Here is a 25483-nt window from a genome sequence, read left to right on the forward strand (position 1 = left end):
CCACACTGGCCGCAGAAAAACAGGGCAATGGGTACGCCCCAGGCTCTTTGCCGGGAAATNCMANGTTCCGGGCGCTGACTATCTTCTTGTTAGCTTTTCTTTTTTTTGCATGGGGCACAGGTAACACCAGCCTCTGGGATATAGACGAGCCCATTTATGCACAAAGCCTAAAGGATCAAATAGCCGAGCATAATCTGATCGTACCTATTTATAATGCCCGTCTTTTGCCCGACAAGCCTGCACTGAATTATTGGTTGATGTGGACGGGCGTAAAGATGCTAGGGATGAATTCCTGGGGATTACGCATTGGCTCCGCACTGGTAGGCGCACTGCTGATTTTTTACCTGATCTTAGCTCTGAAGCGTCTCTACGGTGAATCCGTGGCAGTGATTACCGGCTTGATTACAGCAACTGCCTTGCATAGTACGGTAATATTTCGTAGCGCCACGCCGGACCCGCTACTGATTCTCTTGACTACCATTGCGTTGCTGAGTTACCTGCGCGGATATATGTATCTGGAAATTCGCAGCCGTGAATTGCACATCAGCTACGCCGCCATGGCGCTTGCTACCTTGGATAAAGGGCCTATTGGATTTCTTTTGCCTGGCCTTATAGTCGTACTTTTTTTGTTGTTGCGTCAGCAGCTTTCTTTTCTTTGGCGGGAGGGACGACTGGTAACAGGTATTCCTCTCTTTCTACTGATAGTGTTGCCATGGTATCTGGCGGTAGGGATTGAAACTCACTGGGTGTGGGATCGGTTATTTATTTTTCAACAGAATATCGGACGTTTCAACAAAAGCATGCAGGGGCATCGCGGTCCTTGGGTGTATTACGTCATAAGCACTTTCCTGGGGATGTTGCCATGGTCCATATTTCTGCCACAGATTTTTCATGATCTATGGCAAAACCGAAGGTGTTTTTTGCAGGAACAGGCAATAACACTGTTCCTGCTGAGCTGGGCAGGCACCTGGATCGCCTTTTTTACTCTATCAGCAACAAAGCTCCCTAATTATGTGTGGGAAGCGTATCCACCCTTATTTATTCTCATTGCTGTTTGGTTTGATAAATTCCGTAGAGAAAGTAGGCTGCCGCGACGCCGTGGACTGATCTTTTCCTCTTCTGTACTATTTATAATTGGTCTAGCGCTCAGTATTTTTGCTACGTGGTTTTTACCCATAAGCGAACCCAAACTTCCCTCTATGGTTATGATCGGGTTCCCCTATATGCTTGCCGCAGCGGTAGCCGTTGTGTTGTTTTGGAAGCAGTATTGGACAAGTGCATGGATAGTATTAGGGATCGGAAGTGTCGCTCTAAGTGCCCTACTGGTATTTGTGTATCTACCGCCTGTTGATTATCTCAAACCGTCGCAGACCATGGGGAAAAAAATTGCGGCATTACAGGGAAATGCACCTTATAGGCTGGCTTCTTGGGACTGGTTTCAACCAAATTTTTTGTTTTATGCTGGACGTGGTGATATGCCAATTCAGCATCTGCAATCCTTGACCGAATTGCCGGATGTCCTGGGTATCCATCCTTTATATTTGGTTTGCCCGCAAGCACAAACCCCTGCAGTGCTTGCTTCTATTCCGAACGCTTATAACCATAAAAATATCATGACGGCTTACGAGATATATAGTCACGAATACATCACTCTGATACAGATTAAGAGAAGGACTTACGGTATAAATCAGAAAAATGAAAAGTCAACAAGTAAGTTGTTACCATCCAGATGAAGCAGTTTCACCTTGGTTTATATGTCATTAGCTTTGTTGTTTAATTTCCTCAAGCTAAGCCCTCAGCTGGGGGAGCTCCCAAAGTTTGACGATTCCGGGAGTGTGCCCGCCAGGACCCCTCTGCCCCCCATTTCTTTAAACCGGGTGCATGGCACGATGCACCGGCAGGTGGCGGAAGCTTGGGTGGAACCGTTGTGGTTGACCGGGGTGATAGATTGGGTGCGGACGCGCTATAGGTCCGTGCACCGGCGGGTGAAAAACGGGACGTGCGCCCTGTCGAAATCCTGGTCTGAATATCGGATGAACCACCGGGTGAATTACTCTGCCCCGCATCACCGGCCCGGCAATCCGACGAACGGGATATGGGTGGTGAAATACCGGGTGCATGGGTCCGCGATAAAAAGGCCTACCCCGGTATAAAGGGATCACGCGGGACCGCCATATCCGGTAATGCGCCATGTCCGCATGGTGCCGAAACCACCAATGGGGATGGTGCACCTGATACCAGGGCGCCACTCTGGATCGCCACCAGAAGAAATAGGGTTGGTAGGGATAAGTCGGTGGTGGCGGCCCATATTCGAGCGGGAGTGGCAAGAAGCTGGTTGCCGGTAATAGATACCAAGGACCATAGTAGTCCGTGCTGTACAGCCAGCCATTGCCCGTCCAGTCGTAGTAGTAATTATCGTATGCGTACACAAAGTTTGACACGTTAATGTGAAAGAAATGGGATTACGGGCACAGAAGTCCCTGGCCGGTGAGGACCATTTTACGGGATCTTAAAGCGGTTATGCCGGATCGGGCAGGAATCCGAACTTGATCAGCTTTTTAATCCAGCGTGCGGCATTACGTTGTACGCTCAAGGCTTCATAATCGGTGGCGGCGTCCCGGTAATATGTGCCGCGAGAGAGCATGAAGTAGATGATGCGCAGCATTTTGTGGGCCAAGGCGATAATGGATCGTTTATGACCTCGGCGCACGACCAGGTTCTGGAATTTGGTGCGCAGGGCGCATTGGGTGCGACTGGCGGCATGGGCGCATTCGCACAAGACGCGGCGCACGTAAGGATTCCCTTTCCGGGTGCGACCACTTTTGCGCTTACCGGCCGATTCGTTGTTGCCCGGGCACAGACCGGCCCACGACGCCAGGCGATCGGCACTCCCGAAGGCCTTCATATCGTCCCCGATTTCCACCAGCAATAAGGCAGCACCTATAGTATCCACTCCCGGCAAGGTCTGCAGCAACGCCAGTGCATGCTGTTGCGGGGCCAAACCGTCCAGCAAGCGGGTATCGAAGCGCGCGATCTGCGCTTCCAGGGCTTCGATATGGTGCATCACTTCGTCCAGAACAAAACGATGGCAGGCACTCAAATCGCCCTGCAACGCATCCAGAATCTCCTCCCGGCTGGCCTTGAGGCGATGGCTCGCCAGGGACAGTACCTCCTGAGGCGTGGCGCCCTGAATCAGCGCCTTGATCATGGCGCGTGCCGATTGACCATGAATGTCGCTGACCACCACGCCCAGGCGGATCCCCCCGTCGGTCAGCACCTTGTGTAGCCGGTTTTTTTCGGAGGCCAGCATGCCGACCAACTTCTGGCGTTGGCGGGCAATCAAGCGTAATTCCCGCAGTGGCGCCGGCGGGACAAAGGAACCGCGTAACAAGCCCGCGCGCGCCAGCATGGCCAGCCATTCCGCATCGCCGACATCGGTTTTGCGACCGGGCACCTGTTTGACGTGACAGGCATTGACGACCTGGGCACGAATGCCGACCTGCTCCAAGGCTGCATAGGGACTTTTCCAGTAAATCCCAGTACTCTCCATGACCACTGCATCCGGCTGCCAGGTCGCACACCAATCCGCCAAGGCCCGACGGTCTTTCTTGAAGCTGCCAAACTGACGGCGCTCTACCTCCACAGTGCCATCCGGGTTGCCTATGATGGCACAGGCCGTGACTTGTGCCTGATGAATATCCAGGCCGATCACACGTTGAAAAATGGGTTTCAGTTCCCATTGGCTTTCCTCTCCATCTATACTGAAAACGTGGGAGGCGACGGATGCCGATGCCGAATCAACCTGCCTGCAGCAAGCCACAGGCGGTCCGCTTAATGTGCGCTCTCATGGAGGCAATCCGGGGTACGAGTCGGCCCGGCGGGTCACGTTAGAAACGGGATCAAGTCACCAAAATTTCGCGCGATCTCAATCCGCCGCCACCCGCTCCCATTCTCTTTCATTCTCCGGGGTGGCGCGAGTCGCAATGGACGTTAGACAGGTAATACGCATTGACCCCGTCTCCGACGGTGAACGCGAAATTTATCTGTGCGGCGGCCATTGGGCTCGAAGCCGCCCATGTTGCGAACAGCAGTAACCCCCAAAACGTGACTGACAGGAAACTGGATATGAAGTAGTCACGATACTTTTTCCTATGAGCATCCATGGCATCACCGCCACTGCCCGTGGTGCCATCCTCCGTGGTGCCACCATCCTCGGTGAATGGGAGGATGACCACGGTAGCCGTACCCATAACCGCCAGGAGCGATGATGCATCCTGAAAGAATAGCTACCGCAACCAGAGCGGTGATCAGCCGCAGAACCCGAAAACTTCTGCGTTGAATTTCTGTGTATTGATCCATGCGCATAGCAATGATCCTTTCCTGAATTGTTTACCCTCAGCCTAGTGTAGCGTTGCATTCTGTTTACTGCTTAAGTGGTTGTTGGCGCGAATGACCTTTTGCAGGATGTCGCGGGCGGTTTTGGTCCAGATGAAGGGTTTGGGATGGGTGTTGTGGTGGTCGATGTACCCCTCAATGGCCTGGATGAGTTCAGGCACACTGGTGAACACCAGGCCATTGAGGGGTACATCGACCACCACAACACCCATCCCAAACCCTTCATCTGGACCAAAACCGCCCGCGACATCCTGCAAAAGGTCATTCGCGCCAACAGCCACTTAAGCAGCAAACAGAATGCAACACTACACTAGCGGCATGGTGCGGATGGATCGGAACTGGCTGGGGGATACTCTGCTGGAGCTTGGGAAAAAAGGACGGTTGCGCTGCTACGTCAGGGAAAACGGTGTGGAGAGCGTAATCGTGGCATTGTCTGCAACGACACGCTGTGGATTGCCGCCAGCCTGGGTTTCATCCCCATCATCAGATCGTTACCTGATATGGCGTGATCAACATCTGGAAATCGCTGTGCAGCTCGAGTCCAATGGCCATTGTATTGGGCCAGTGGTGGCGGCCTGGCATCGCGCTACAACCTGTATGGTTCAATAGTATCCATCCAGCCTTCAGAATTGGCGGCAGTGAACCGCTGGTCTTGTTTCGGGCATACTCTGGAAGTTGAACATGTTCCGAAAGGACTCTGGCTTTGGAGTCTAAATAGACTGGAAAACCAGAGTACAAAGGCCAATGGTGGTTGAGAATGGCGCGGGAACCAGACCTGCTCTCAGTGTATAGCATATCCGGCAATGGTTGGGTTTACCTGTGGGTGTCGGAATAGCTGCGACCGAACCATCATGCTGAATTAACCCAGTCAGGGGCCCGTATTTTTCTCCACGTAAAAAATAATAGCTTTAGCACCCATAAATGGCGAAAAACGGCTCATAGAGTAGACCGATCACGTCGAGGAGCCGTTTTTTGCGTTCCGAAAATAATGGCGTAAAATATCATACATAAACATCTTATTTTGCTTTTCTTGAAATACTCCCCCCGCTAGGTTTATCGAATGCAATTTTATTAGCACAGAAACCAGCCCAAAAAAAGTCTGTTAATAGATATTCAATTAACGACGTTTTCGTGTCGCTGATAACTTTTCAGCTAGAAATATTGAAGAGCGCTCGGCCATGCCAAAGTTCGGGGATAGATCGCACTATTTTCGGCTTAAAAAGCATAACAACGGTCTGCACACCGATCTATTGCAAAATATCAAAAATGTACTTCAAATACGACTTCCTGCGGAACGCATGGCCTAATATAAATCTTCGTAAATTTCAAGAATCCCCTCATTGTGCTTCAATCTTGAGCTGTACGCAAAGGTACCTATCGGTATGGATCGTTGCGGCTCTCGTTTTTGACAACTTCATATGTTTTTTTGATAAGCAGCGCGACATAGAGGCCAGTTTTATGCTTACTTCTATTTTTCACCATAATGTCACCATTTAGTCTCTATTTTATTGCCATTTCTCGTCATAACAACGAATGTCACCATTATGTCGATATTTTAGCACCAAAATGGTGGCATTCTATGGATATGCACGAGTAACCGCAGGTGTTGGATAGATGCGCCCTCATATCCCGATAATTGACATTTTCCGCTGGATTGCAAAAAGGGAGGTGCACATGGCTAAGCGCGAAACGAACTTAAAGGCCCCCCAGTTCGGGGTTGGAGGTCATTTAAGAACTAACTCTGACAAAGAAACTACTACGGAGCGCAAAGAATCCCAAAAGGATGTACGAGCTCCAGATATGGTCTACGCGAACGCCACTCGGTCATTCTGGTACCCCAATGACGTTCAGGTTGCTTCTGAATATTCGCCTATTAGGATCTGTATCCCATGTCTTGTGATTCTTAGACATAAACGCCGGTGTGAACTATTCCTACCCGATGGTCGCACTTGAAACAATGAAGCACCCTAAGGGCATAACTTGTTTTTTTAGTTTCTGAATTTGTCATCATTCGTTCCCGAACCTGTCTCTATCCAGTAGTAAAAAAGAATCAATAATACTGTGCCATCTGGCTATAATTTCGATGAAGTCTGGATACAGGACACATCAGACGAAAAAAATTCTTTAGCAGACAACTATTCAGGGAATGCACATCCATGAGAAATCCGTCCCTTTCAAAGCGCCGGATTCTGTATTCACCTGCACTCCATGTTGATTCAGTCGATAAGTCAGATAGGACTGAATTTTGGGAGTAGATAATACATACGGGTTCAGCAAAGCATACACATCCTCGATCCATCGTGCTGAAATTGTAATCATTCAGGAGTGTCCCTCCGCCTTTAATCGGATTCCTACCGTTTGCATAACATGGTAATTTCCGCATCTACCAACGCTGGATACTCTGCGACACGTGGGTGCAGGTCCACCAAAGGCGTCACAACGGACCCCACATAATAAACGATCCACGGTAATACTTTCCCGATCCCCAGACACTGAGAACAGGGATGGCAGGGAATATTAGGGAATGAGATTATTTATATCTATCAGTGAGACTGAATCAGTTGGTTGTTCCGCGCTCAATCTGCGCTCAATGCGGCTTGGGAATGACGGGGAATAATAGGGAACATAAAAACGAATAACGTGCTGTTTATATAATCAATCTTTGCATATCTCGTTGATACAAAAAGGCGGAAATTCGGCCTTCTAAGCCGTAGGTCAGGGGTTCGAGTCCCTTCAGGCGCACCAATAAAGTCAATCAAAAAGCATTTTCAGGAGCTGATCTTTTTTCTTGCCCATATTGCACAGCCATTAAAATGGCAAAAGGAATTGCCTGACCCTCCAGCCAGATAAATGTATCTGCAAAGCTACCCAGCACAAACCATAACCAGGTAACCACCTGCACATAGCGCAGCAGTGGATCACTATGGCGCCATGCCCGGATCCCCAAATAGCCTATCAAAATAACCAGCGGAATAAATCCAAACAAACCCAACTCTGATAAATAGGCCAAAAATGAATTATTAGGACCGATCATGCTATCCACAACAGGAGGCAATTTAGGCTCCAGACCTCTTCTTGCCAGATCATAATAGGACGTTCTGAACTGTCCTGCGCCCACTCCAAAAAAAGGATGTTCAGCAAACATCTGTATAGCTGAGTGTGCATAGACCAGACGTAAACCAACACTGGTAATCACCCAGCCATTAAAAAACAGATAAACATCGTACACAGCCTGAATCCAGCGACTACGCAAAACCGGGGAAAGCAAGGCAATGCCCGCCAGAACAAAACCAGCTACTGTTCCGGCAACCCGATAGCGCGGAAACATCCACAATAAAACCAGCAAAGCCAATATAAAATATACCGCCTGCCCCGTTCTGCCAATCGTAAACATCAACTGCCAGAGCAATAATATAAATATGCCAAGAGCAATGCGCGGGCTCCAGAACAAAGTTTTTTCCGTGATGGCAAACATCAACAGCAACAACCCTGAGGCCAGCATCATACTGAAAGTAATATGGGTTTGTGCCAGACCAATTGGCCCCTGCCCAAGGAGATCCCGGAAGTGCCAACCCAGTACTTGCAATATACCTATCAATCCATTAGTGGTCAGCGCGACAATAAAAGATCGCAACAGGTAAACATAGTCTTTCTTCTGCCAGGGCATTACCGCCACCAGGGGCAAAAACCATAAATACCAAATATGTCTTACTGGCTCGTAATCATTCGCAGCCAAATGATAACGAAACAAATCATACATATTGATAATGAAAATAATAGCTATCGTCAAAATAAAAATGTTTGGCCGCAGTTGTCGCCAATATCCCGACCATAAGAACGTAATCAAAAAAATTATGGCTGCATATTTGGTGAGCGAAATGGCCAAAGGAATTGTTAGAAATACCAACCATAATGCCATGAACGGGACTTTTTCACGACACCAAAGAACTGTTTTCGCTCCCATCTAAACACTTCCCTGTGGTGATATAAAAATCAACTCAAGACGAATGGCTTCCACGGCGTCTTTTTAAACGCCGGCTGCGGATCTGCCAAAGGGTCAGCACCAAACCCACTGCCACGTATATAATCCCGGCAAAGAAAAGCACCAAAGGCGGATGTACGGCGATCAGGGCGACCACCAAAACGACAATAATAGCCAGTGCAAAAGGAACACGCCCGTGCAGGTCAAAATCCTTGAAACTGCGAAAACGGACATTACTGACCATCAGCAGCCCCAAAACATAGACCAATCCCAAGGCGATATATTCACTGATCTGGGTCAGCCAGGGATACCCCTCGCCAACGGCCACCCAGACCAGACTGGCCAGAACTGCTGCAGCAGTAGGGATCGGCAAGCCCTGAAAGTAGCGTTTTGAAGCACTGTGCACCTGGGTATTAAAACGCGCCAGACGCAAGGCCCCGCAAGCCGTATAAACAAAAGCACCCAACCAGCCGAACTTGCCGAAATCCTGAAGCCCCCAAAGCAGCACCAGAATGGCGGGAGCCAATCCAAAGGCGATGACGTCGGCCAGTGAATCATATTCGGCACCAAAAGCACTTTCCGTATGCGTCATGCGGGCAACTCTGCCATCAAGACCGTCAAGAATCATGGCGATGAATATGACGATTGCGGCGGTACGATAATGGCCATGAATAGACGCAACAATGGAATAAAAACCGGCAAAAAGACTGGCTGTCGTAAATAAATTGGGGAGTACATAAACGCCCCGCCGGGGATACCGGGGATTCATGATATGGATCCAGGCAAAGTAGCCAGGCACTGCGCGCCGGAACGCACCCTCTCACCAATCCGCACCTGAACTTCCGTGTCCAGTGGTAAATAGGTATCTACCCGCGATCCAAAACGAATAAAACCAAAACGCTGTCCACTGGCCACGTCATGATCGTTACGGACATAGCAGACAATGCGCCGGGCCACCAGACCCGCCACCTGCACCACGGTGACGTCATGCCCTCCGGGAGTTTTCACCCAAATCGCATTCCGTTCATTTTCCACTGAGGCTTTGTCCAGGGCGGCATTAAAAAACCTGCCCGGGAAATACCAGACATTTTGTATATGTCCACTGACCGGCATGCGATTGACGTGTACATCAAACACATTCATAAAAATACTGATTTTAAGCGCTGGTCGCGACAGGTAAGGATCATCGACCTGCTCAATGGCAATCACCCGACCATCCGCTGGACAAAGGACAGACCGGGAGGACAAATCCGGTAAGGGCCGACGAGGATCCCGAAAAAACTGCAGACTGAACAAAAACAACAGATAAAAAATAGCCGGGAGGAGCAACCACCAACCTGTCAAAAAAATCTGCAAGACAACGGCGATGATCAGAAAGGCGAGCAGAAAAGGCCAGCCTTCACGCGCCAGAACAGGATATGGATAGTCAGTTTTCATGGGCGGAGCGTATCAGGACCGGAGCCATGAGAAAAGGGCGAACACCCAAGGTTCTGGCCCAAGAGGAATTCACCCTTTTTCAAAAGTGCAAACAAATTTAGTTGCGTGAACGATCCACAATCCGGTTCTGACCAATCCAGGTCATCATGGACCGCAGCTTGTTACCCACCACTTCAATAGGATGCTCGGCACCTATCCGGCGCATGGCCTGCATGGTCGCCTTGCCAGCCTGATTTTCCAGAATGAATTCCCTGGCGAACTGACCCGTCTGGATTTCAGTGAGAATTTTCTTCATCTCGGCCTTGGTCTCGGCATTCACCACACGCGGGCCACGGGTAAGATCCCCATATTCTGCCGTGTTGGAGATGGAGTAACGCATGTTGGCAATACCCCCCTCGTACATCAGATCGACAATCAGCTTCAGCTCGTGCATACACTCAAAATAGGCCATTTCCGGCGCATACCCTGCTTCGACCAGCGTTTCAAAACCGGCCTGTACCAGGGCCGTGGCGCCGCCGCAGAGTACCGCCTGCTCACCAAACAAATCGGTTTCGGTTTCTTCACGGAAGGACGTTTCGATGACCCCGGCACGAGTACCACCATTGGCCTTGGCATAAGCCAGAGCAATATTGGTGGCGTTGCCACTGGCGTCCTGATGCACGGCAATCAGACTGGGCACCCCACCTCCCTGGGTGTAAGTGGAACGGACCAGATGGCCGGGCCCCTTGGGCGCCACCAGAAAGCAGTCCAGATCAGCGCGGGGATGAATCTGACCGAAATGCACGTTAAAACCATGGGCAAAAACCAGTGCCGCACCCTGTTTGATTTTGGGCGCAATTTCATCACGGTACAAAGCGGCCTGGCCTTCATCCGGCGTCAGAATCATGACCACATCAGCGCTGGCCACTGCGTCACCGACTTCTTTCACTTCCAGACCGGACTTGACGGCCTTGTCCCATGAAGCAGAGTCCTTGCGCAGACCGACCACTACGGAAACCCCGGAATCCTTGAGGTTCAGAGCATGGGCATGCCCCTGTGAGCCGTAACCAATGATGGCTACTTTCTTTTTCTGGATGAGAGCCAAATCAGCATCGTTATCGTAGTAAACTTTCATGTAAACCTCTGCGTATGTACCAAAAATGAATAATAATCAGGAAAAATTCAGATGGCCTTGGCCCCGCGACTGATGGCGCTGGCACCACTGCGCACCACCTCAATGACCATGCCCGGGTCCAGCGCATGAATAAAGGCATCCAGCTTGTCACCAGGACCCGTGAGTTCAATGGTGTAAGAGCGATCAGTGACGTCAATGATCCGCCCCCGGAAAATATCCGAAAGCCGCTTCACCTCTTCACGATCAGGGCCGACAGCGTGAACCTTGATCAGCATCAGCTCACGCTCAATGTGCGGCCCTTCGCTGAGATCATGCACGCGAATCACTTCAATCAGCTTGTTCAACTGTTTGAGTACCTGCTCCATGATTTCTTCCGAACCGCTGGTGGCCACAGTCATGCGCGAGATGCTGGCATCATGGGTTGGCGCTACCGTCATGGCCTCAATGTTATAACCCCGCGCCGAAAATAAACCTGCCACCCGCGACAAGGCACCCGCTTCGTTTTCCAATAAAATAGAAATGATATGGCGCATGCTTACACCAGGATCATTTCAGAAAGTGCCGCACCAGCAGGCACCATGGGATAAACATTCTCCTTGGCATCTACGCGGAAATCCATGAATACCATACGATCCTTGAGAAGTAAGGCTTCGCGGATGACTGGCTCGACGTCAGCGGGAGTATCCGCACGCAAACCAATATGCCCATAGGCTTCAGCCAGTTTCACGAAATCCGGCAAGGCATCCACATAGCTCATGGCATAACGATCTTCATAAAAGAATTCCTGCCACTGGCGGACCATACCGAGATAATGATTATTCAGGCAGGCCACCTTGAGGGGCAACTTGTATTGCTGACAGGTAGATAATTCCTGAATATTCATCTGGATACTGCCATCACCGGTAATACAGACCACCGTAGCATCGGGCTCAGCCACCTGCGCTCCCATGGCTGCAGGCAAGCCAAAACCCATCGTCCCCAAACCACCACTATTCACCCAGCGACGGGGTTTATCAAAACCATAAAACTGGGCAGCCCACATCTGATGCTGTCCCACATCAGAAGTCACAATGGCATCTCCACCAGTCAGTTCAAACAGTTTTTGTACCACAAACTGCGGCTTGATGATCTGCTCATCCTGCTGGTAATGGAGACAATCGCGCTTGCGCCATTCTGCAATCTGCGCCCACCAGGCCTGCATGGCATGGGGGTCGTTCAGTGCATCCAATTCACCAAGCACCTGATTCATTTCTGTCAGGACCTGCAGGAGATCACCGACAATCGGCACATCCACCCGGACATTTTTGGAAATGGAGGAAGGATCCACATCCACATGCACAATTTTGGCATGGGGCGCGAACTTGGCGAGATTACCGGTAACCCGGTCATCAAAACGTGCGCCCAGCGCCACCAGCACATCACAATGCTGCACCGCCATGTTGGCTTCATAAGTGCCATGCATACCCAACATCCCCACAAACTGGGGGTCAGAAGCAGGGTAAGCGCCAAGGCCCATCAGGGTATGGGTAATGGGCACATTCAGGCTCCGGACCAGCTTGCGAAGCTCTTCAGAAGCATTCCCCAATATCACCCCGCCACCGGTATAAAACATCGGACGCTGGGCACTGGCAATCATCTGCATGGCCTTGCGCACCTGCCCGGGATGTCCCTTGACTGTCGGCTTGTAGGATCGCAAGGAAATCTTGTCCGGATAGTGATAGGCAAACTGATGGCCGGTCACATCCTTGGGAATGTCCACCAGCACCGGGCCAGGTCTGCCGGTTGCCGCCAGATAAAAAGCGGCCTTCAAGGTACTAGCCAGATCCTTGATGTCCTTGACAAGGAAATTGTGCTTGGTACAAGGCCGGGTAATACCCACCGTATCCACTTCCTGAAAGGCATCATTACCAATCAGCGCAACGGGAACCTGTCCACTGATCACCACCAGAGGGACGGAGTCCATGTAGGCCGTGGCGATGCCGGTAACGGCGTTGGTGGCACCCGGACCACTGGTCACCAGCGCCACACCCACCTTGCCGGTCACCCGGGAATAGGCATCAGCAGCGTGCACAGCCGCCTGCTCATGGCGGACCAGTACATGCTGAACGGCTTCCTGCTTATCCAGGGCATCGTAAATGTAAAGAACAGCACCACCGGGATAACCAAAAACGAATTCCACACCTTCATCACGCAGGGCGCGCACCACAATCTCGGCACCGGTCAAGGTTTCGGATTCAGTTTTTGGGCTCAGGCGCTCATGGGTGGTGGTCGGGGACGTCATCGTCGTACTCCTCAGGGAATAAAGTATCAGCGCAAAAAACTAGACAGTTTTCCCATGCAGGTCAAATAAAAATGCCTTGGCGTACTTTGCCCGCCATCTATAGCCCGCCATTAGTAATGCTTATGTAAATTTTCCATGTAATCGCGGGCCTTGGCGACCAGGTTTTCCGGCAGGCCGCGTTTGGCGGCAATCACCAGTCCCAGCGAACGGCCAGGCACACCAATCTCCAGCTCGTAGGTAGGCTCCAGCCGTTCATGATCAAAACGCATGGAAGCATTACGCAGACAGGCATGGCTTTCAGCAAAGGATTTGAGCGGGGTCAAATGGGTCGTCACCATGCCGCGCACCCCCCGCTCGGCCAGGTGGTCCAGTACCGCCATGGCCAGGGCGGCGCCCTCTTCCGGGTCGGTACCAGTACCCAATTCATCCAGTAAAATCAGGGTATGATCATCGGCGTCGGCAAGAAGACGTTTGAGCACTTCCACATGCCCGGAATAGGTGGAAAGCTGAAAAGCCACACTTTGCGGATCGCCCATATCGACAAAAATCCGGGTGAAGTTACCGACCACAGCCCGTCCCGCCACCGGAACATGCAGTCCGCAATGGGCCATTACGGTCAGCAGCCCCACAGTTTTCAGTGAAACACTTTTCCCGCCCGTATTAGGTCCGGTCACTACCAGAATCGGACAATCGGCATTTATATGTACCGTCAGCGGCTTGGGTTGCGGGCCGCGCTTTTCAGCGTAGGCCAGGATCAGTTGCGGGTGATAGGCCTCTTCCAGAATCAATACCGGTTCATCCACCATTTCTGCCGCCTTGGCCTGTAAATGAATGGATAATTGCGCACCGGCAATGGCCAGATCCAGCCAGGTCAGCGATTCCACCAAGTGCTGCAGGGCACTGAGCCGTTCCCTGCCTTCATCACTGAGCGCACGCAGAATGGCCTGATTTTCCTGCTCAATACTCCCGGCGATTTTCTCCAGCCGATTATTGCTGGCCACCAGTTCCATAGGCTCTACCAGATAACCATGACCACCCGGACCGGTACCCCGCCGCACGCCGCGAATCTGATCCGTAGCGCCATCGGGCAGATGTACGCAGGCACGCTGCCCGGACCAGTGCAATTTGGCACCCGGAGTGCCCAGGTGGGACTGCATGGACCTCTGAATCTGATCGCGTTCGGTTTTGAGTTCGGCATGCAATTGGCGCAGCGCGGCGTTACCATCTTCGCGGACGCTGCCGTTGGGCATCAACACGGCGTCAATTTTGGGAAGGAGATCGGCGGCTGCATCCAGACGTTCCGGCCCGGTTGGCAACAAGGTAGGTCGCTTTTCAGCAAAAGGACGTAATTCCTTGCCCACGCGCAACACCAGCGCCAGGTTGCGGAAAGCGGTTCCTGCCAGTGCTGCACCAGGACTGGCAACCTGGCGGATAGCAGCACGAATATCCGGTAATTCCGGAACCACCGGTCCTTCGCCGGACTCCAGACCAAAGCGCGCCGCCGTAATGGCATCCTGTAACTGCCGGGCGACACCGACACTGGGGGCGGGCCCCAAATTACGGGCCGCATCGGCACCAAAAGGGGTCGCACACAATTTTTCCAGTAATCGGCGAATCCCCTCGAATTCCAGGGGTTTCAGGTCGGCTTCCATGGGTTCTCCTCAGTTTGGAATTTTATCAAGAGTACAAAAGGCTACCGTCTAATGCCAATCCGCTTAAGCTTGAGTCAGTTCTCGCCACCAGCGTTTGCGGCCTTCCGGGACGATAAATGATCCGAGATCATCAGGTGCCATGCGCGACAAAATCCAGCCGGGCGGAACCAGTTTGCCACTGCTGCCGCAAGATGCGCCGAGGTTGTTGGGATCATATATTTTAATGAGTTGCGGATGATCAAAATCATCCACATAGACAATACCCAGGTATTTTTCGCGATGATCCTGGTGCAACAACGCACTGATGGCCGCCAGCCGCTGCCGGAGCACTTCAGCCTTCACCGGCTGTTCAGGATAATCCACCCCGACAAAATACACATACCAGCCATCATCGGCCTGAGCGTCCAGGGTTTCCACAAAAGTGTCCCAACGTGCCCAGTCCTTGATACCCCACAGCATCCCCCGATAAACATCTGTAAATTTCGACATTCAAAATTCTCCTGTTGCGCCCTGAAAACTGAGCAATACCTGCCGGGTCAGGGGGCGGGTACGATGTTCAAATAAAAAAACGCCCTGCCAGACCCCAAGGGCTGCGCGGCCTTCCCTGACCGGTATGACCAGACTATTTTGGGTCAATACACAACGCAAATGCGCAGACATATCATCCGGGCCTTCATTGCGATGATAAAAATGGGGATCATCATCGGGCACCAGCCGGGCAAAATACCCGAGAATATCCCTTTGCACGTCCGGATCAGCATTCTCCTGAATAATCAGACTGGCCGAAGTATGGGGAACAAACACATTCACCAGCCCCTCCCGGGCACCTATGCTCTGGAGCCAATCCTGGAGCTTTTCCGTCAGCTCATGCAGCCCCCGGCCACCGTGTTGAATTTTCCACTCCGCACTGAAATGCTTCATGCTTTACCCTTTTGTTGGGCGCGCCGCACCCGAAAAAAATCCCGCAATAAGATTGCTGACTGTTCTGCCAACAGACCACCTTCCGCCATAATGCGATGATTAAAACGCGAGTCGTCCAGTAAATGATAAAGGCTTTCCACCGCCCCCGCCTTGGAATCAGCCGCTCCGTAAACTACCCGGCTGACCCGGGCATGAAGCATGGCTCCTACACACATGACACAGGGTTCCAAAGTGACGTAGAGCGTGGATCCCCTCAGTCGATAATTCTCAGCCAGACGTGCTGCTGCACGCAACACCCGTATTTCTGCATGCGCGCTGGGATCGTGTTCGGCAATGGGTGCATTGTGGGCGCACGCCATGAATACTCCGTCCTCGTTCACCAGCACCGCACCGACCGGCACCTCTCCGACAGCAGCCGACTGCGCCGCCAGATCCAGAGCCATGCTCATCCAGCGCCTATCCGATATTCGTTGCTCTGCTGTCATCAAGGTTCCTGCTATTTGCCTGATTTATAGCCGTACCGGACACTACAAGAGTAACTATTTGTAGTCTCGCGCCTTGACAGAATCCGGAATGCTGCTAATTTCCACCGCAAGTTGCGAAAAAGATACTAGCCATGCATACGTTTCATCAACTTAATTTGCAAGGCAATGATTGTAACATTTGTCAGACCATAAAAAAGGAATAGACGTGCTAAGCATACCAAGTTCTCCTTTGCTGGGCCTGGATATCAGCTCTGATGCCGTAAAGCTCGTTTCGCTGGCCCAAAGCCGTGGAAAAATCCGGGTGGAGCACGCTGATTCCGAGACATTACCGCCAGGAGCGGTCAGTGATCGGGATATTCTGGATACTGAAGCCGTTTCCCGCGCCCTGCGCACTATTCTGGAACGTTCACGCATTCGTACCAAGGCTGTTGCTACAGCCCTTCCCGCCAATACCGCCATTGTCAAAGTCATTTCCCTGCCGGCTGATCTGGACGAAGTCGGGATCGAAGACCAGATCCGCTACGAAGGCAGTCAATACATCCCCTACAGTATTGATGCCGTGAATTTTGATTTTTCTGTTCTTGGTCCAGATGAGACGCGCAAAGGCTTCAATCACGTTTTGCTGGTTGCCAGCAAAAAAGAAGCTATTGAAGATCGCGCAGCAGTTCTCGAAGAGGCAGGCTTGAAGCCACAGATTGTCGATGTCAAACCGTTTGCACTGTGGTTACTTCATGAGCATCTGAATGGAGCAAATACCAAAACCGTTAACCAAGCTGGCAAAGGCATTGTTCTGGTAGAAATCGGCAGTATCACCACCAACATCTACGTCTTTCAGGATGGACATCCCGTATATTCCCGGGAACATAATTTTGGTCTGAGCCGACTACTGGAAGAAATTCAGCGCCGCTATAATCTCGACAGTAACGACGCCCAGCGCATGGAGCGTTTTGGCGGACTCCCACCAGAATACGAAAAAGAAGTGCTTCAGCCTTTTGCCCGCAATATGGCTCAGGAACTTTTCCGTTCTCTGGATTTTTTTCAGGCCAGCATGCCCGACGTACCCACAGCAGCCGTCCACCTTTTTGGAGTAGGTGCAAAAATTCCACAACTGGCCGACCAGTTACGGCAAATGGTCAGTTTTCCGGTCTTGGTCCCCGATCCCTTTGCTGGCATGGAAATTTCACCCCAAATCAGCAGGCGTTTTATGGACTCCGATCGCTCATCCCTGGCGGTTGCCTGTGGTCTGGCTTTGCGGAGGATTTCGGCATGATTCGCATCAACCTGCTTCCCTATCGCGAAGCGCGCCGCACCAAACGCAGCCAGTTCCTGGCCGCCGCACTCCTCGGCATTCTTTTGCTGGCAGCACTTTTTTATTATGGAATTTACAGTATTTTCAGTGCCCGCGTCGCCAGTGAACAGACTAAGGTCAATTACCTGCAGGGAGTTACCACGCAACTGGACAGCAAAATCGCGTCTATTGCCGACCTCCGCAAAAAACGGGATGAATTACTCGCCAGAGAAGGTATCATCACCGATCTTCAGGATAAACGGGATATGGTAGTACAGGTTTTCAATACCCTGGCCGCAGAAACCCCCAATGGTGTTTTTCTGACCCATTTACAGCAATCCGGAAATTCCATGACCGTGAATGGTTATGCGGAAGATAATGATCAGGTAGCCGCTTTTATGCGGAATATTGATGCCTCCAAAATATTTACCGAACCGCAGTTAAACATTATCAGCAAATCCAAACTGGGTTCCGAGGAGGTTGGACAGTTCACCTTACAAATGAACATCCGCAAACCCACCGCAGCCGATAAAAGCGCTCATACAACGGGCACACAGGAGGCCCAGCCGTGACTTTCGACGAAATTCGTAATTTGCAGGTGGATGACGTCCTCCGCTGGCCGCTAAAAACCAAATTGATTGCCATTGCCATCATTATCGTGATTTTGGGCATTGTCGTCTGGTTTGAATTCATCTCCCCGGAAAACGACAAATACGATGCGCTGCATACTCAGGAACAGAGCCTGAAAATCCAGATCAGGCAAAAGCAGCTACTGGCGGCATCGTTACCGGCCTATCAAGCACAAATCAAGGAAATGAATGTGCGGTTTCAGAAGTTTCTGGAACAGCTTCCAAACCGGACCCAGATTCCATCACTTCTGGATGATGTGACTTTGGCAGGACGTAGCCGGGGGCTGGATTTTGAGCTGTTTCAACCCACTGGTGAAATCAACAAGAATTTTTACGCTGAAATTCCGGTGAAATTAAAAGTGGTTGGTACCTATAATGACATCGGACGTTTTGCTGCAGCAGTAGCTGCCATGCCCCGCATCGTCACTATCAGCGGTATTGATATTACCCGGGTTCCTGATACCGGTAGCACACCTGCCGCCAAGGCCCTTGCTGCCCAGCAGCTGACCATGCAATGTACGGCAACCACCTATCGTTATCTGGATAACGGAGACAAAAGCAATAATAACCAGGCCGGGGGTAAGCCATGAAACCAATCCGAGCGAATTTCTATATTAAAACCCGTCATATTCTGGCTTTCAGCGTCGCCATCACTTTGCTGGCGGGCTGCTCGGACAGCGATAACTTAAGTCATTTACGGGAGTTTGTGGCCAACGGACCAAAAACCAACCATCACATTACACCCTTGCCCAAAACTCCGGCTTATCAGCCTACTGCCTATAATAACCCGGCCAATCGTGATCCATTTACCAGCTTTTCCGAAATGCTGCTGCGCAAGGAAGCCGCCAGTGAAGATACCGGCCCTCGTCCGGCTTCTCATGGCCCTGTTCAACCCCTCGAGAAATATGCACTTTCCAGCCTAAGCGTCAGCGGCATCATGCGTACTGCTAACGGACAGCTCTGGGCCGTCATTGCGGCTCCAGACTCAAAAGTATATCGCGCGACATTGGGTAGCTACATCGGAACACATGACGGACGCATAACGGGCATTGACGACAGGATGGGCAAACAATCTGTCACTGTTGAGCAATATTTACCCAATGCTTTTGGTGGTTACAAAAAACAACAGACCGTTTTACACATGCAGGGTGGTAACTGAACATGACGAGCCTGACCCCGAAGAATACAGAGGAATACAAAAAGATGCGCACAGCCAACAATGCCCAGCTTCCACTCAGTAGCCGTCATCCGCGCCTGCGTCCATTAACCGGCGCCATTTTGGCTGCGGCACTCAGCCTGAGCTCTGGGGCAGCCTGGGCAGAAAGTCTTATCAGCAGCATCACGCCCAGCCCGGATCAACATGGTACCGCTTTCATCATTCATAGTGATTCGCGCCCTGCCTATGATGTCAATACCCTTAACGGCGGGTATAGGGTTCAAATCGATTTCACCAACGCCCACTTTCTGCCCTCTGTGGGCACCGTCATGGGTAGCGGAGCAGTACAAAATGTACTGACCGAAAACGAGGGACATAATGCCCGGCTGGACCTGCTGCTGAAATCTCCCCAGGCAGTCATGATAGAACCTACGGTTGGCGGTTATCGCCTGGCGTTTGTCGACAGCACCGCACCTACAGCAGCTCCTGCCCCGGCAGCGACCTCAGGCGCAACAGAGGTATCCAGTCCTGCTACTGTCATGGCAAGTCCTGCAGCAGCTCCTGCTCCGGTCATGACCTACGGCACTCAGGTCAATGGCCTGAATTTCAAGCGCGGCAAACAGGGTGGCGGTATTCTGGATTTATCCATCACCGGACCGCAACCGGAAATGAACGTTACCCGGGAAGATGGCAAACTGGTGGTTGAACTCAAAAACACGACCCTGCCCGCCAGCTACACCCATCGCTTTGGGGTGACCCAGTTCGGCACTCCGGTACAGTTTGTGGATAGTTATCCTATTGGCCGGAATACCCGCCTAGTATTTGCCATTCATGGTCCCTATGAATACTCGGCTTATCAACTGGGTCAGCAGACCATGATTGATGTGCATCCCAAGACCGAAAGTGCGGTTGAGAATCCCAAGGATAGCGCCCGTCTGAGCATGGATTTCCAGAACATCAGCGTACGGGATGCCTTGCAGGTTATTGCCGACTTCACCCACCAGAATATTGTGGTTTCCAATAATGTGACGGGCAGCCTTTCCATCCGTTTGAAAAATGAACCCTGGGAACAGGCTTTCAAGGTCATTCTCGAATCTCAGGGATTGGCGGTCAAACACATTGGCAATATCCTCTGGGTGGCTCCCGCCAACCAGATTACCAGCCAGGAAGAGGCGGAACTTAAAGCCGATGCCAGCAAGCGCAAGCTGGAACCTTTGGAAACCCAGCTCATTCAGATCAAGTACGCAAAGGCCTCGAGTATTGCTTCACTGCTGGAAGGTTTTGACCAGAACAAGCAACCTGGTGCCCCTGACGATCAGATGAGCAGCTATCAACAACAATCTCTGGCAAACGCCCTTGGACTGCCAAAATCCAGCATTATCGGTAACTCCCTGCTTGGTCCACGCGGCTCCGTGGCCGTAGTAACGAGGACCAACAGCCTGCTGGTCCGGGATACCCCGCGAGACATTGAAAATATCAAAAAACTGATTGCCAAAATCGACAAGCCCGTACCGCAAGTCCTGATTGAGGCGCGCATTGTCCAGATAACCACCAGTGCGGCGCATTCTCTGGGCGTCAACTGGGGTGGCACCTATACCTCCAACGGTGCAGGTGGCGTCGTCAATCTTTCCGGAACCGGAGCCACGGGCACAACGGAAACCCAGGGCGGTGCCTATCCCATCCAGGGCGGCAGCAGTTCCAGTTCTACGACCGGCACGGGCTTCACCGTACCGGCTCTTGCCAATCTCGCTGCTTCCAATGCGGGTACGGCCTTGGCCAGTGCTAGCCCAGCTTCTCTGGGCTTTGCCCTGGGAACGGCTGCAGGTAATCGCATTCTGAACCTGCAATTGCAGGCCCTGCAGGTGAATAACCGCGCCAAAATCATCTCCAGTCCGAAAGTCATGACTGAGGATAATGAAAAGGCAGTCATTTCTCAGGGTCAGGAAATCCCCTATCAGCAATCCACCAGCAGTGGCGCCACTTCGGTTTCCTTCAAAAAAGCCGAATTGAGTCTGGATGTGACGCCGCATATTTCACCCAACGGCAAAATCACCCTGGATGTGGACGCCAAAAACAATCAGCCCAATTACGCCAATGCCTTGCCTTCCGGTATTCCCATCCAGACTCAGGAAGTCAAAACCAAACTGCTGGTCAACAATGGACAGACCATCGTTATTGGCGGTATTTATACGGACACCACCAATCACAACCAGACAGGCATTCCTCTATTGAAAGATATTCCGCTGCTGGGCTGGCTCTTCAAAAGTAACGTTGACAGCGTCGCCAAAACCGAATTACTGGTGTTCATCACCCCCAAAGTTGTTGGCGGTGACGCCCAGGACGGCCTCGCGGGTGCCGACGGCGATAGCAATCTCGGACAATGACCGGAACGGTCATTCTGATCGGGCCGATGGGCTCGGGCAAATCGACCATCGGGCGGCTTCTGGCCGCCCGTTTACGTATTCCCTACGTTGACAGTGACCAACTGATCGTCACCCAAACGGGCGTGGACATACCCACTATTTTTGAAATTGAGGGAGAAGCCGGCTTTCGCGAGCGCGAAGCGAAAGTCATTGCCGATCAGGCTGAGCACAATCAGGATATGGTCCTTGCCACTGGCGGCGGTGCTATTCTCGATCCCCGCAACCGCGCCCATCTGCGCCACAAGGGTCAGGTAATTTATCTGGATGTCAGCGTAGAAGAACAGTTAAAAAGAGTCCGCCACGACCGTAACCGTCCTTTGCTGCAAACTTCAGACCTAGAAAGTCGTCTGCGCAGCCTCGCCCAGCAAAGAAGCAGCCTTTACCAGCAGACCGCCCATTGGCGGGTGAGCGGTGATGGCCTGCGCTCAGATCAGGTATTACGGCGAATTTTAAGGTATTTACACACACAAACAGGTTAAATGAGGACGCCCCTCTTGCCTGCAGGCCCAAGAAACTCAACAATGGAAGGGTAAACCCGCCCACAAGAGCTCAGATTATATGCAAAGTCTTCGTGTAGAACTTGGTCAGCGCAGCTACTCCATTCATATTGGCAGCGGCATTATCGGCGACACAACCTTCTTCGCTCCGGTTTTGAGTAAGGGACCGGTCGCCATCATTACCGACACGAATGTCGCGCCACTTTATCTGCAGGCCCTGCAAAACACCCTGAAGGCCCTGAACAAGGATTCACTGGTCATCACCCTGCCAGCGGGGGAAGAAAGCAAGTCTCTCGACAATATCCAGCTCATCGCCGGGCATCTGCTCAGCGCCGGTTATGGTCGCGACTGTACACTTTGCGCGCTGGGCGGTGGGGTAGTGGGTGATATCACCGGCTTCGCTGCCGCCGTTTATCAACGCGGCGTGGCCTGTGTGCAAATTCCCACCACCCTGCTGGCCATGGTGGATTCTTCCGTGGGCGGAAAAACCGGCGTCAATCATCCCCTGGGTAAAAACATGATCGGCGCTTTTTATCAGCCCCGTACGGTCATTGTCGATACAGACACCCTCGACAGCCTGCCAGAACGGGAGTTTCGTTCAGGTCTTGCTGAAGTGATCAAATATGGGCTGATTAACGATCCCGGTTTTTTTTCCTGGCTGGAAGACAACCTGGATGCCGTGCTCGCCCGCGACACCGAGGTCCTGGCAAAAATCATCAAAACCTCCTGCCGGGACAAGGCGGATGTGGTCGCCAGGGACGAGCTGGAAGGGGGGCTGCGCGCCATTTTGAATTTTGGTCACACTTTTGGCCATGCCATTGAAGCCGCCAGTGGTTACGGACATTATCTGCATGGCGAAGCCGTAGCTATCGGGATGGTCATGGCTGCTGATCTTTCCCGTCGCCTGGACCTGCTGCGGGAAAGTGAACAAAATCGCATTTTCAAATTGATCAAGGCAGCGGGACTCCCTACTCTGGCCCCACGCCTGGAAACTTCCGTCTATCTGGATTTCATGAAAGTCGATAAGAAAGCGGAAGGCGGTCAAATCCGCTTCATTCTTCTCAATAGCATTGGCAACGCCCTGATTACCGGCGATGTGCCGCCTGCGGCCATTATCCAGACCCTGCAGGCTTTTATGGAGCGTAGTGCATGAACGAAATCAACAAGGCCACTGCAGAATTGCAGGCAGAAATGGCACAGCGCATGGCTCTCAATCCCGGGGGAACCCGGCGCATTGGTAATTTTGGCTTCATCGAGCTGGAAGAAAGCTGGGGAGATGAAGCCACCATCATCAATACCGCCCGCATCAGTACGACCAATCAACGCCTGAAAAATGGTCATGACTTTAACGAGCGCGATCGCAATCTGCTCTACCAGTTGCTCCGCGATCAACATGGCACCCCCTTTGAAACCATCTACTTCCGTTTTCGCTTTATCGCGCCCATTTTTGTGCTCCGCCAATGGGTCAAACACCGGGTTTCGAGCTGGAATGAATTTTCCATGCGTTACCGCAAACCCATTTCTGTGGCCTATATTCCTGATAAGGCGGCACGCACGGTAGATGGTTACGCCGTTTTGGACGATACGGTGATGGCCGAATACGAAGCCCTGATGGGTCAACTTTTCCAGTGGTATGAAACCCAGTACAGCGCTGCCTGCACACGTATTGATCAGGCCCGCGAATCCGGCGAACTGGCACCCAAGGAAGGCGGTCGTGACCCTTATCGGGGCCGTGCCCGGGAGCTTCTCCGTAACGTCATGCCGGTTGCTGCCTACTCGGATGTGTATTGGACCATCAACTTTCGTAGCCTCATGAATTTTTTCAAATTGCGGCGAAAAAAAGATGCCCAATATGAAATCCGCGAATATGCAGATGCGGCCTATGCGCTTTTTGCCGCCCGCCTGCCATTGCTGGCCGAAACCATGCAGCGGGTTATCGAAGAGTCGGAACAATCCCCGTCCAGCGAGGAGCATGCTGGTCGTGCAGAATAATCAAGGCAGCGTTTTTCAGGGGATGCTGGCCCCCTACGCCGCCCGTGCCGAAAGCAGCCTGGGCCGCAAGTATGCAGAAAGTCCGCCCGAAAGCCGCAGCCCCTTTCAGCGCGACCGCGACCGGGTCATTCATTCCAGCGCTTTTCGCCGTCTGGAGTATAAAACCCAGGTGTTCGTCAATCATGAGGGAGATTTGTATCGTACCCGCCTCACCCACACGCTCGAAGTCGCGCAGGTTGGGCGTGCTATTGCCCGGCAACTGGGACTGGATGAAGATCTGGTAGAAGCCATCGCCCTGGCCCATGATCTCGGACACACCCCCTTTGGTCACGCGGGACAGGATGCCCTGCAGGAATGCATGAGCGATCTTGGCGGCTTCGAGCACAATATTCAGTCCCTGCGGATTGTGGACCGTCTTGAAGTCCGTTATGGAGATTTTCCCGGTCTGAACCTGAGTTTTGAGACCCGTGAAGGCATACTCAAACATTGCGCCAAAAGCAAAGCCGCCGATCTGGGCGATGTGGGCGAGCGTTTTCTGCGCGGTACCCAACCTTCCCTGGAAGCGCAAATCACCAATCTGGCCGATGAAATCGCCTACAATAATCACGATATTGACGACGGCCTGCGCGCGGGCCTGCTGGATCTGCAGGAACTGTGCAGCAACAGTTTGTATGGCTCGATCTATGCCGAAGTACAGGATCGGTATCCGGAGGCTTCCAAAACCATTCTCCGTCACGAAACCGGAAGGCGCCTGATCAATCTGCTGATTAATGACCTGGTTGCGGAAACGCGACAGCGTATCCAGAGTAATCATATCACCAGCATTGCCGAGGTCCGGGCCAGTACCCGGCCACTGGCGGCTCACAGCCCGGAAATCGCTGGCCAAATCAAGTCGCTGAAAAGCTTTCTGTTTCATCGCATGTATCGGCACCCCCGGGTTCACCGCCAGGCGGAAAAAGCCAAACGCCTGGTACGCCGTCTTTTTCATACCCTGCGCGAAGATCCCCGCCTGCTTCTCTTAAAGTATCAGGCACGCATTCAGGCCACGGATCAGCAGGACAAAAGCAAGGCCCGCATAGTCGCCGATTACATTGCCGGCATGACCGACCGTTTCGCCATTGCTGAATATGACCGCCTTTTTGATCCCCACGGTGAAGCCTGACAATCGGCCCTCCTGCGCCTCTTGGAGCTCGTCCATAAGCCCGCTATAATGTCCAGCCCTGCTTTGCAG

Annotated in this window: 25 protein-coding genes; 11 read left to right on the forward strand and 14 right to left on the reverse strand. The window is 52.1% G+C overall.

Annotated elements, in window-relative coordinates; genetic code table 11:
* The first annotated feature begins 47 nt into the window (after positions 1 to 47).
* Positions 48 to 1733, forward strand: coding sequence for an ArnT family glycosyltransferase (locus tag H7F08_RS08435; RefSeq protein ID WP_193640339.1), 1686 nt, complete (start codon positions 48 to 50; stop codon positions 1731 to 1733).
* 135 nt (positions 1734 to 1868) lie between these two features.
* Here H7F08_RS08435 and H7F08_RS08440 read toward each other — a convergent pair whose 3' ends face one another.
* The 3 genes from H7F08_RS08440 to H7F08_RS15900 all read right to left on the reverse strand — a co-directional run bounded on the left by H7F08_RS08440 (position 1869) and on the right by H7F08_RS15900 (position 4676).
* On the reverse strand, positions 1869 to 2429 hold the full coding sequence (locus H7F08_RS08440) for a hypothetical protein (RefSeq protein ID WP_193640317.1): 561 nt from the start codon (positions 2427 to 2429) through the stop codon (positions 1869 to 1871).
* Between the two features lie 89 nt (positions 2430 to 2518).
* A complete protein-coding gene (locus H7F08_RS08445) occupies positions 2519 to 3760 on the reverse strand; it encodes an IS110 family transposase (RefSeq protein ID WP_193640340.1) in 1242 nt (413 codons plus the stop codon).
* 640 nt (positions 3761 to 4400) lie between these two features.
* Positions 4401 to 4676 carry a hypothetical protein gene (locus tag H7F08_RS15900; protein WP_193640318.1) on the reverse strand — a complete coding sequence of 92 codons (276 nt, stop codon included), beginning with the start codon at positions 4674 to 4676 and terminating at the stop codon, positions 4401 to 4403.
* A 16-nt stretch (positions 4677 to 4692) separates the two neighbouring features.
* On the opposite strand from H7F08_RS15900, the gene H7F08_RS08455 reads away from it, so the two are divergent.
* A complete protein-coding gene (locus H7F08_RS08455) occupies positions 4693 to 5004 on the forward strand; it encodes a hypothetical protein (protein ID WP_193640319.1) in 312 nt (103 codons plus the stop codon).
* A gap of 1530 nt (positions 5005 to 6534) precedes the next feature.
* Here H7F08_RS08455 and H7F08_RS08460 read toward each other — a convergent pair.
* From H7F08_RS08460 to tadA, 11 genes are all read right to left on the reverse strand, one after another.
* Positions 6535 to 6714, reverse strand: a complete 180-nt coding sequence (locus H7F08_RS08460) for a hypothetical protein (RefSeq protein WP_031574547.1) — start codon at positions 6712 to 6714, stop codon at positions 6535 to 6537.
* Between the two features lie 436 nt (positions 6715 to 7150).
* A complete protein-coding gene (locus tag H7F08_RS08465; RefSeq protein ID WP_193640320.1) occupies positions 7151 to 8062 on the reverse strand; it encodes an O-antigen ligase family protein in 912 nt (303 codons plus the stop codon).
* Between the two features lie 331 nt (positions 8063 to 8393).
* Complete coding sequence (gene pssA, locus H7F08_RS08470; protein WP_193640321.1) at positions 8394 to 9146, reverse strand: CDP-diacylglycerol--serine O-phosphatidyltransferase; 753 nt, start codon at positions 9144 to 9146, stop codon at positions 8394 to 8396.
* A complete protein-coding gene (locus tag H7F08_RS08475) occupies positions 9143 to 9814 on the reverse strand; it encodes a phosphatidylserine decarboxylase (protein ID WP_193640322.1) in 672 nt (223 codons plus the stop codon). The genes pssA and H7F08_RS08475 overlap by 4 nt, the downstream gene beginning before the upstream one ends.
* Before the next feature lie 97 nt (positions 9815 to 9911).
* Entirely contained in the window at positions 9912 to 10928 is a 1017-nt protein-coding gene (gene ilvC / locus H7F08_RS08480; protein WP_031574534.1) for a ketol-acid reductoisomerase, read from the reverse strand.
* Between the two features lie 47 nt (positions 10929 to 10975).
* A complete protein-coding gene (gene ilvN / locus H7F08_RS08485) occupies positions 10976 to 11461 on the reverse strand; it encodes an acetolactate synthase small subunit (RefSeq protein ID WP_010642225.1) in 486 nt (161 codons plus the stop codon).
* A gap of 2 nt (positions 11462 to 11463) precedes the next feature.
* Complete coding sequence (gene ilvB, locus H7F08_RS08490) at positions 11464 to 13209, reverse strand: biosynthetic-type acetolactate synthase large subunit (protein WP_193640323.1); 1746 nt, start codon at positions 13207 to 13209, stop codon at positions 11464 to 11466.
* A 110-nt stretch (positions 13210 to 13319) separates the two neighbouring features.
* Entirely contained in the window at positions 13320 to 14861 is a 1542-nt protein-coding gene (locus tag H7F08_RS08495) for an endonuclease MutS2 (protein ID WP_010642230.1), read from the reverse strand.
* A gap of 63 nt (positions 14862 to 14924) precedes the next feature.
* Positions 14925 to 15350 (reverse strand): hypothetical protein, encoded by a 426-nt coding sequence (locus H7F08_RS08500; RefSeq protein WP_024893868.1) that lies wholly within the window; start codon positions 15348 to 15350, stop codon positions 14925 to 14927.
* A complete protein-coding gene (locus H7F08_RS08505) occupies positions 15351 to 15782 on the reverse strand; it encodes a secondary thiamine-phosphate synthase enzyme YjbQ (RefSeq protein WP_024893867.1) in 432 nt (143 codons plus the stop codon). It abuts the gene before it with no gap.
* Positions 15779 to 16267 (reverse strand): tRNA adenosine(34) deaminase TadA, encoded by a 489-nt coding sequence (tadA, locus tag H7F08_RS08510; RefSeq protein ID WP_193640324.1) that lies wholly within the window; start codon positions 16265 to 16267, stop codon positions 15779 to 15781. The genes H7F08_RS08505 and tadA overlap by 4 nt, the downstream gene beginning before the upstream one ends.
* Before the next feature lie 205 nt (positions 16268 to 16472).
* Between tadA and pilM the strand changes: the two genes are divergently transcribed.
* The 9 genes from pilM to H7F08_RS08555 all read left to right on the forward strand — a co-directional run bounded on the left by pilM (position 16473) and on the right by H7F08_RS08555 (position 25414).
* Positions 16473 to 17537 carry a type IV pilus assembly protein PilM gene (gene pilM, locus H7F08_RS08515; RefSeq protein ID WP_031574525.1) on the forward strand — a complete coding sequence of 355 codons (1065 nt, stop codon included), beginning with the start codon at positions 16473 to 16475 and terminating at the stop codon, positions 17535 to 17537.
* The gene (locus H7F08_RS08520) at positions 17534 to 18127 is read left to right on the forward strand and encodes a PilN domain-containing protein (RefSeq protein WP_075323116.1); all 594 of its coding nucleotides are present in this window, start codon (positions 17534 to 17536) and stop codon (positions 18125 to 18127) included. The genes pilM and H7F08_RS08520 overlap by 4 nt, the downstream gene beginning before the upstream one ends.
* The gene (locus tag H7F08_RS08525; protein ID WP_010642239.1) at positions 18124 to 18774 is read left to right on the forward strand and encodes a type 4a pilus biogenesis protein PilO; all 651 of its coding nucleotides are present in this window, start codon (positions 18124 to 18126) and stop codon (positions 18772 to 18774) included. The genes H7F08_RS08520 and H7F08_RS08525 overlap by 4 nt, the downstream gene beginning before the upstream one ends.
* Positions 18771 to 19343 carry a pilus assembly protein PilP gene (locus H7F08_RS08530; RefSeq protein ID WP_010642242.1) on the forward strand — a complete coding sequence of 191 codons (573 nt, stop codon included), beginning with the start codon at positions 18771 to 18773 and terminating at the stop codon, positions 19341 to 19343. The genes H7F08_RS08525 and H7F08_RS08530 overlap by 4 nt, the downstream gene beginning before the upstream one ends.
* A 44-nt stretch (positions 19344 to 19387) precedes the next feature.
* Entirely contained in the window at positions 19388 to 21724 is a 2337-nt protein-coding gene (locus H7F08_RS08535; protein WP_193640325.1) for a type IV pilus secretin PilQ, read from the forward strand.
* The gene (locus tag H7F08_RS08540) at positions 21721 to 22242 is read left to right on the forward strand and encodes a shikimate kinase (RefSeq protein WP_193640326.1); all 522 of its coding nucleotides are present in this window, start codon (positions 21721 to 21723) and stop codon (positions 22240 to 22242) included. Before H7F08_RS08535 ends, H7F08_RS08540 begins: the two co-directional genes overlap by 4 nt.
* A gap of 79 nt (positions 22243 to 22321) precedes the next feature.
* Positions 22322 to 23413: a 3-dehydroquinate synthase gene (gene aroB / locus H7F08_RS08545; protein WP_010642247.1), complete on the forward strand. Its 1092-nt coding sequence runs from the start codon at positions 22322 to 22324 to the stop codon at positions 23411 to 23413.
* Complete coding sequence (gene thyX, locus H7F08_RS08550) at positions 23410 to 24252, forward strand: FAD-dependent thymidylate synthase (protein WP_193640327.1); 843 nt, start codon at positions 23410 to 23412, stop codon at positions 24250 to 24252. The genes aroB and thyX overlap by 4 nt, the downstream gene beginning before the upstream one ends.
* Positions 24233 to 25414, forward strand: coding sequence for a deoxyguanosinetriphosphate triphosphohydrolase (locus H7F08_RS08555; protein ID WP_193640328.1), 1182 nt, complete (start codon positions 24233 to 24235; stop codon positions 25412 to 25414). Before thyX ends, H7F08_RS08555 begins: the two co-directional genes overlap by 20 nt.
* Positions 25415 to 25483 lie beyond the last annotated feature (69 nt).

The sequence above is a fragment of the Acidithiobacillus sp. HP-11 genome, from assembly GCF_015100075.1.
GTDB lineage: Bacteria > Pseudomonadota > Gammaproteobacteria > Acidithiobacillales > Acidithiobacillaceae > Acidithiobacillus > Acidithiobacillus thiooxidans.

Excerpts from the sequence above, each read along its gene's own strand:
- H7F08_RS08475 (WP_193640322.1), bottom strand. The coding sequence starts at position 9,814 with ATGAAAACTGACTATCCATATCCTGTTCTGGCGCGTGAAGGCTGGCCT.
- ilvC (WP_031574534.1), bottom strand. The coding sequence starts at position 10,928 with ATGAAAGTTTACTACGATAACGATGCTGATTTGGCTCTCATCCAGAAA.
- H7F08_RS08455 (WP_193640319.1), top strand. The coding sequence starts at position 4,693 with ATGCAACACTACACTAGCGGCATGGTGCGGATGGATCGGAACTGGCTG.
- H7F08_RS08465 (WP_193640320.1), bottom strand. The coding sequence starts at position 8,062 with ATGCCCTGGCAGAAGAAAGACTATGTTTACCTGTTGCGATCTTTTATT.
- H7F08_RS08505 (WP_024893867.1), bottom strand. The coding sequence starts at position 15,782 with ATGAAGCATTTCAGTGCGGAGTGGAAAATTCAACACGGTGGCCGGGGG.
- H7F08_RS08530 (WP_010642242.1), top strand. The coding sequence starts at position 18,771 with ATGAAACCAATCCGAGCGAATTTCTATATTAAAACCCGTCATATTCTG.
- pssA (WP_193640321.1), bottom strand. The coding sequence starts at position 9,146 with ATGAATCCCCGGTATCCCCGGCGGGGCGTTTATGTACTCCCCAATTTA.
- H7F08_RS08460 (WP_031574547.1), bottom strand. The coding sequence starts at position 6,714 with ATGATTACAATTTCAGCACGATGGATCGAGGATGTGTATGCTTTGCTG.
- H7F08_RS08535 (WP_193640325.1), top strand. The coding sequence starts at position 19,388 with ATGCGCACAGCCAACAATGCCCAGCTTCCACTCAGTAGCCGTCATCCG.
- tadA (WP_193640324.1), bottom strand. The coding sequence starts at position 16,267 with ATGACAGCAGAGCAACGAATATCGGATAGGCGCTGGATGAGCATGGCT.
- thyX (WP_193640327.1), top strand. The coding sequence starts at position 23,410 with ATGAACGAAATCAACAAGGCCACTGCAGAATTGCAGGCAGAAATGGCA.
- H7F08_RS08520 (WP_075323116.1), top strand. The coding sequence starts at position 17,534 with ATGATTCGCATCAACCTGCTTCCCTATCGCGAAGCGCGCCGCACCAAA.
- ilvB (WP_193640323.1), bottom strand. The coding sequence starts at position 13,209 with ATGACGTCCCCGACCACCACCCATGAGCGCCTGAGCCCAAAAACTGAA.
- H7F08_RS08500 (WP_024893868.1), bottom strand. The coding sequence starts at position 15,350 with ATGTCGAAATTTACAGATGTTTATCGGGGGATGCTGTGGGGTATCAAG.
- ilvN (WP_010642225.1), bottom strand. The coding sequence starts at position 11,461 with ATGCGCCATATCATTTCTATTTTATTGGAAAACGAAGCGGGTGCCTTG.
- aroB (WP_010642247.1), top strand. The coding sequence starts at position 22,322 with ATGCAAAGTCTTCGTGTAGAACTTGGTCAGCGCAGCTACTCCATTCAT.
- H7F08_RS08495 (WP_010642230.1), bottom strand. The coding sequence starts at position 14,861 with ATGGAAGCCGACCTGAAACCCCTGGAATTCGAGGGGATTCGCCGATTA.
- H7F08_RS08555 (WP_193640328.1), top strand. The coding sequence starts at position 24,233 with ATGCTGGTCGTGCAGAATAATCAAGGCAGCGTTTTTCAGGGGATGCTG.
- H7F08_RS08540 (WP_193640326.1), top strand. The coding sequence starts at position 21,721 with ATGACCGGAACGGTCATTCTGATCGGGCCGATGGGCTCGGGCAAATCG.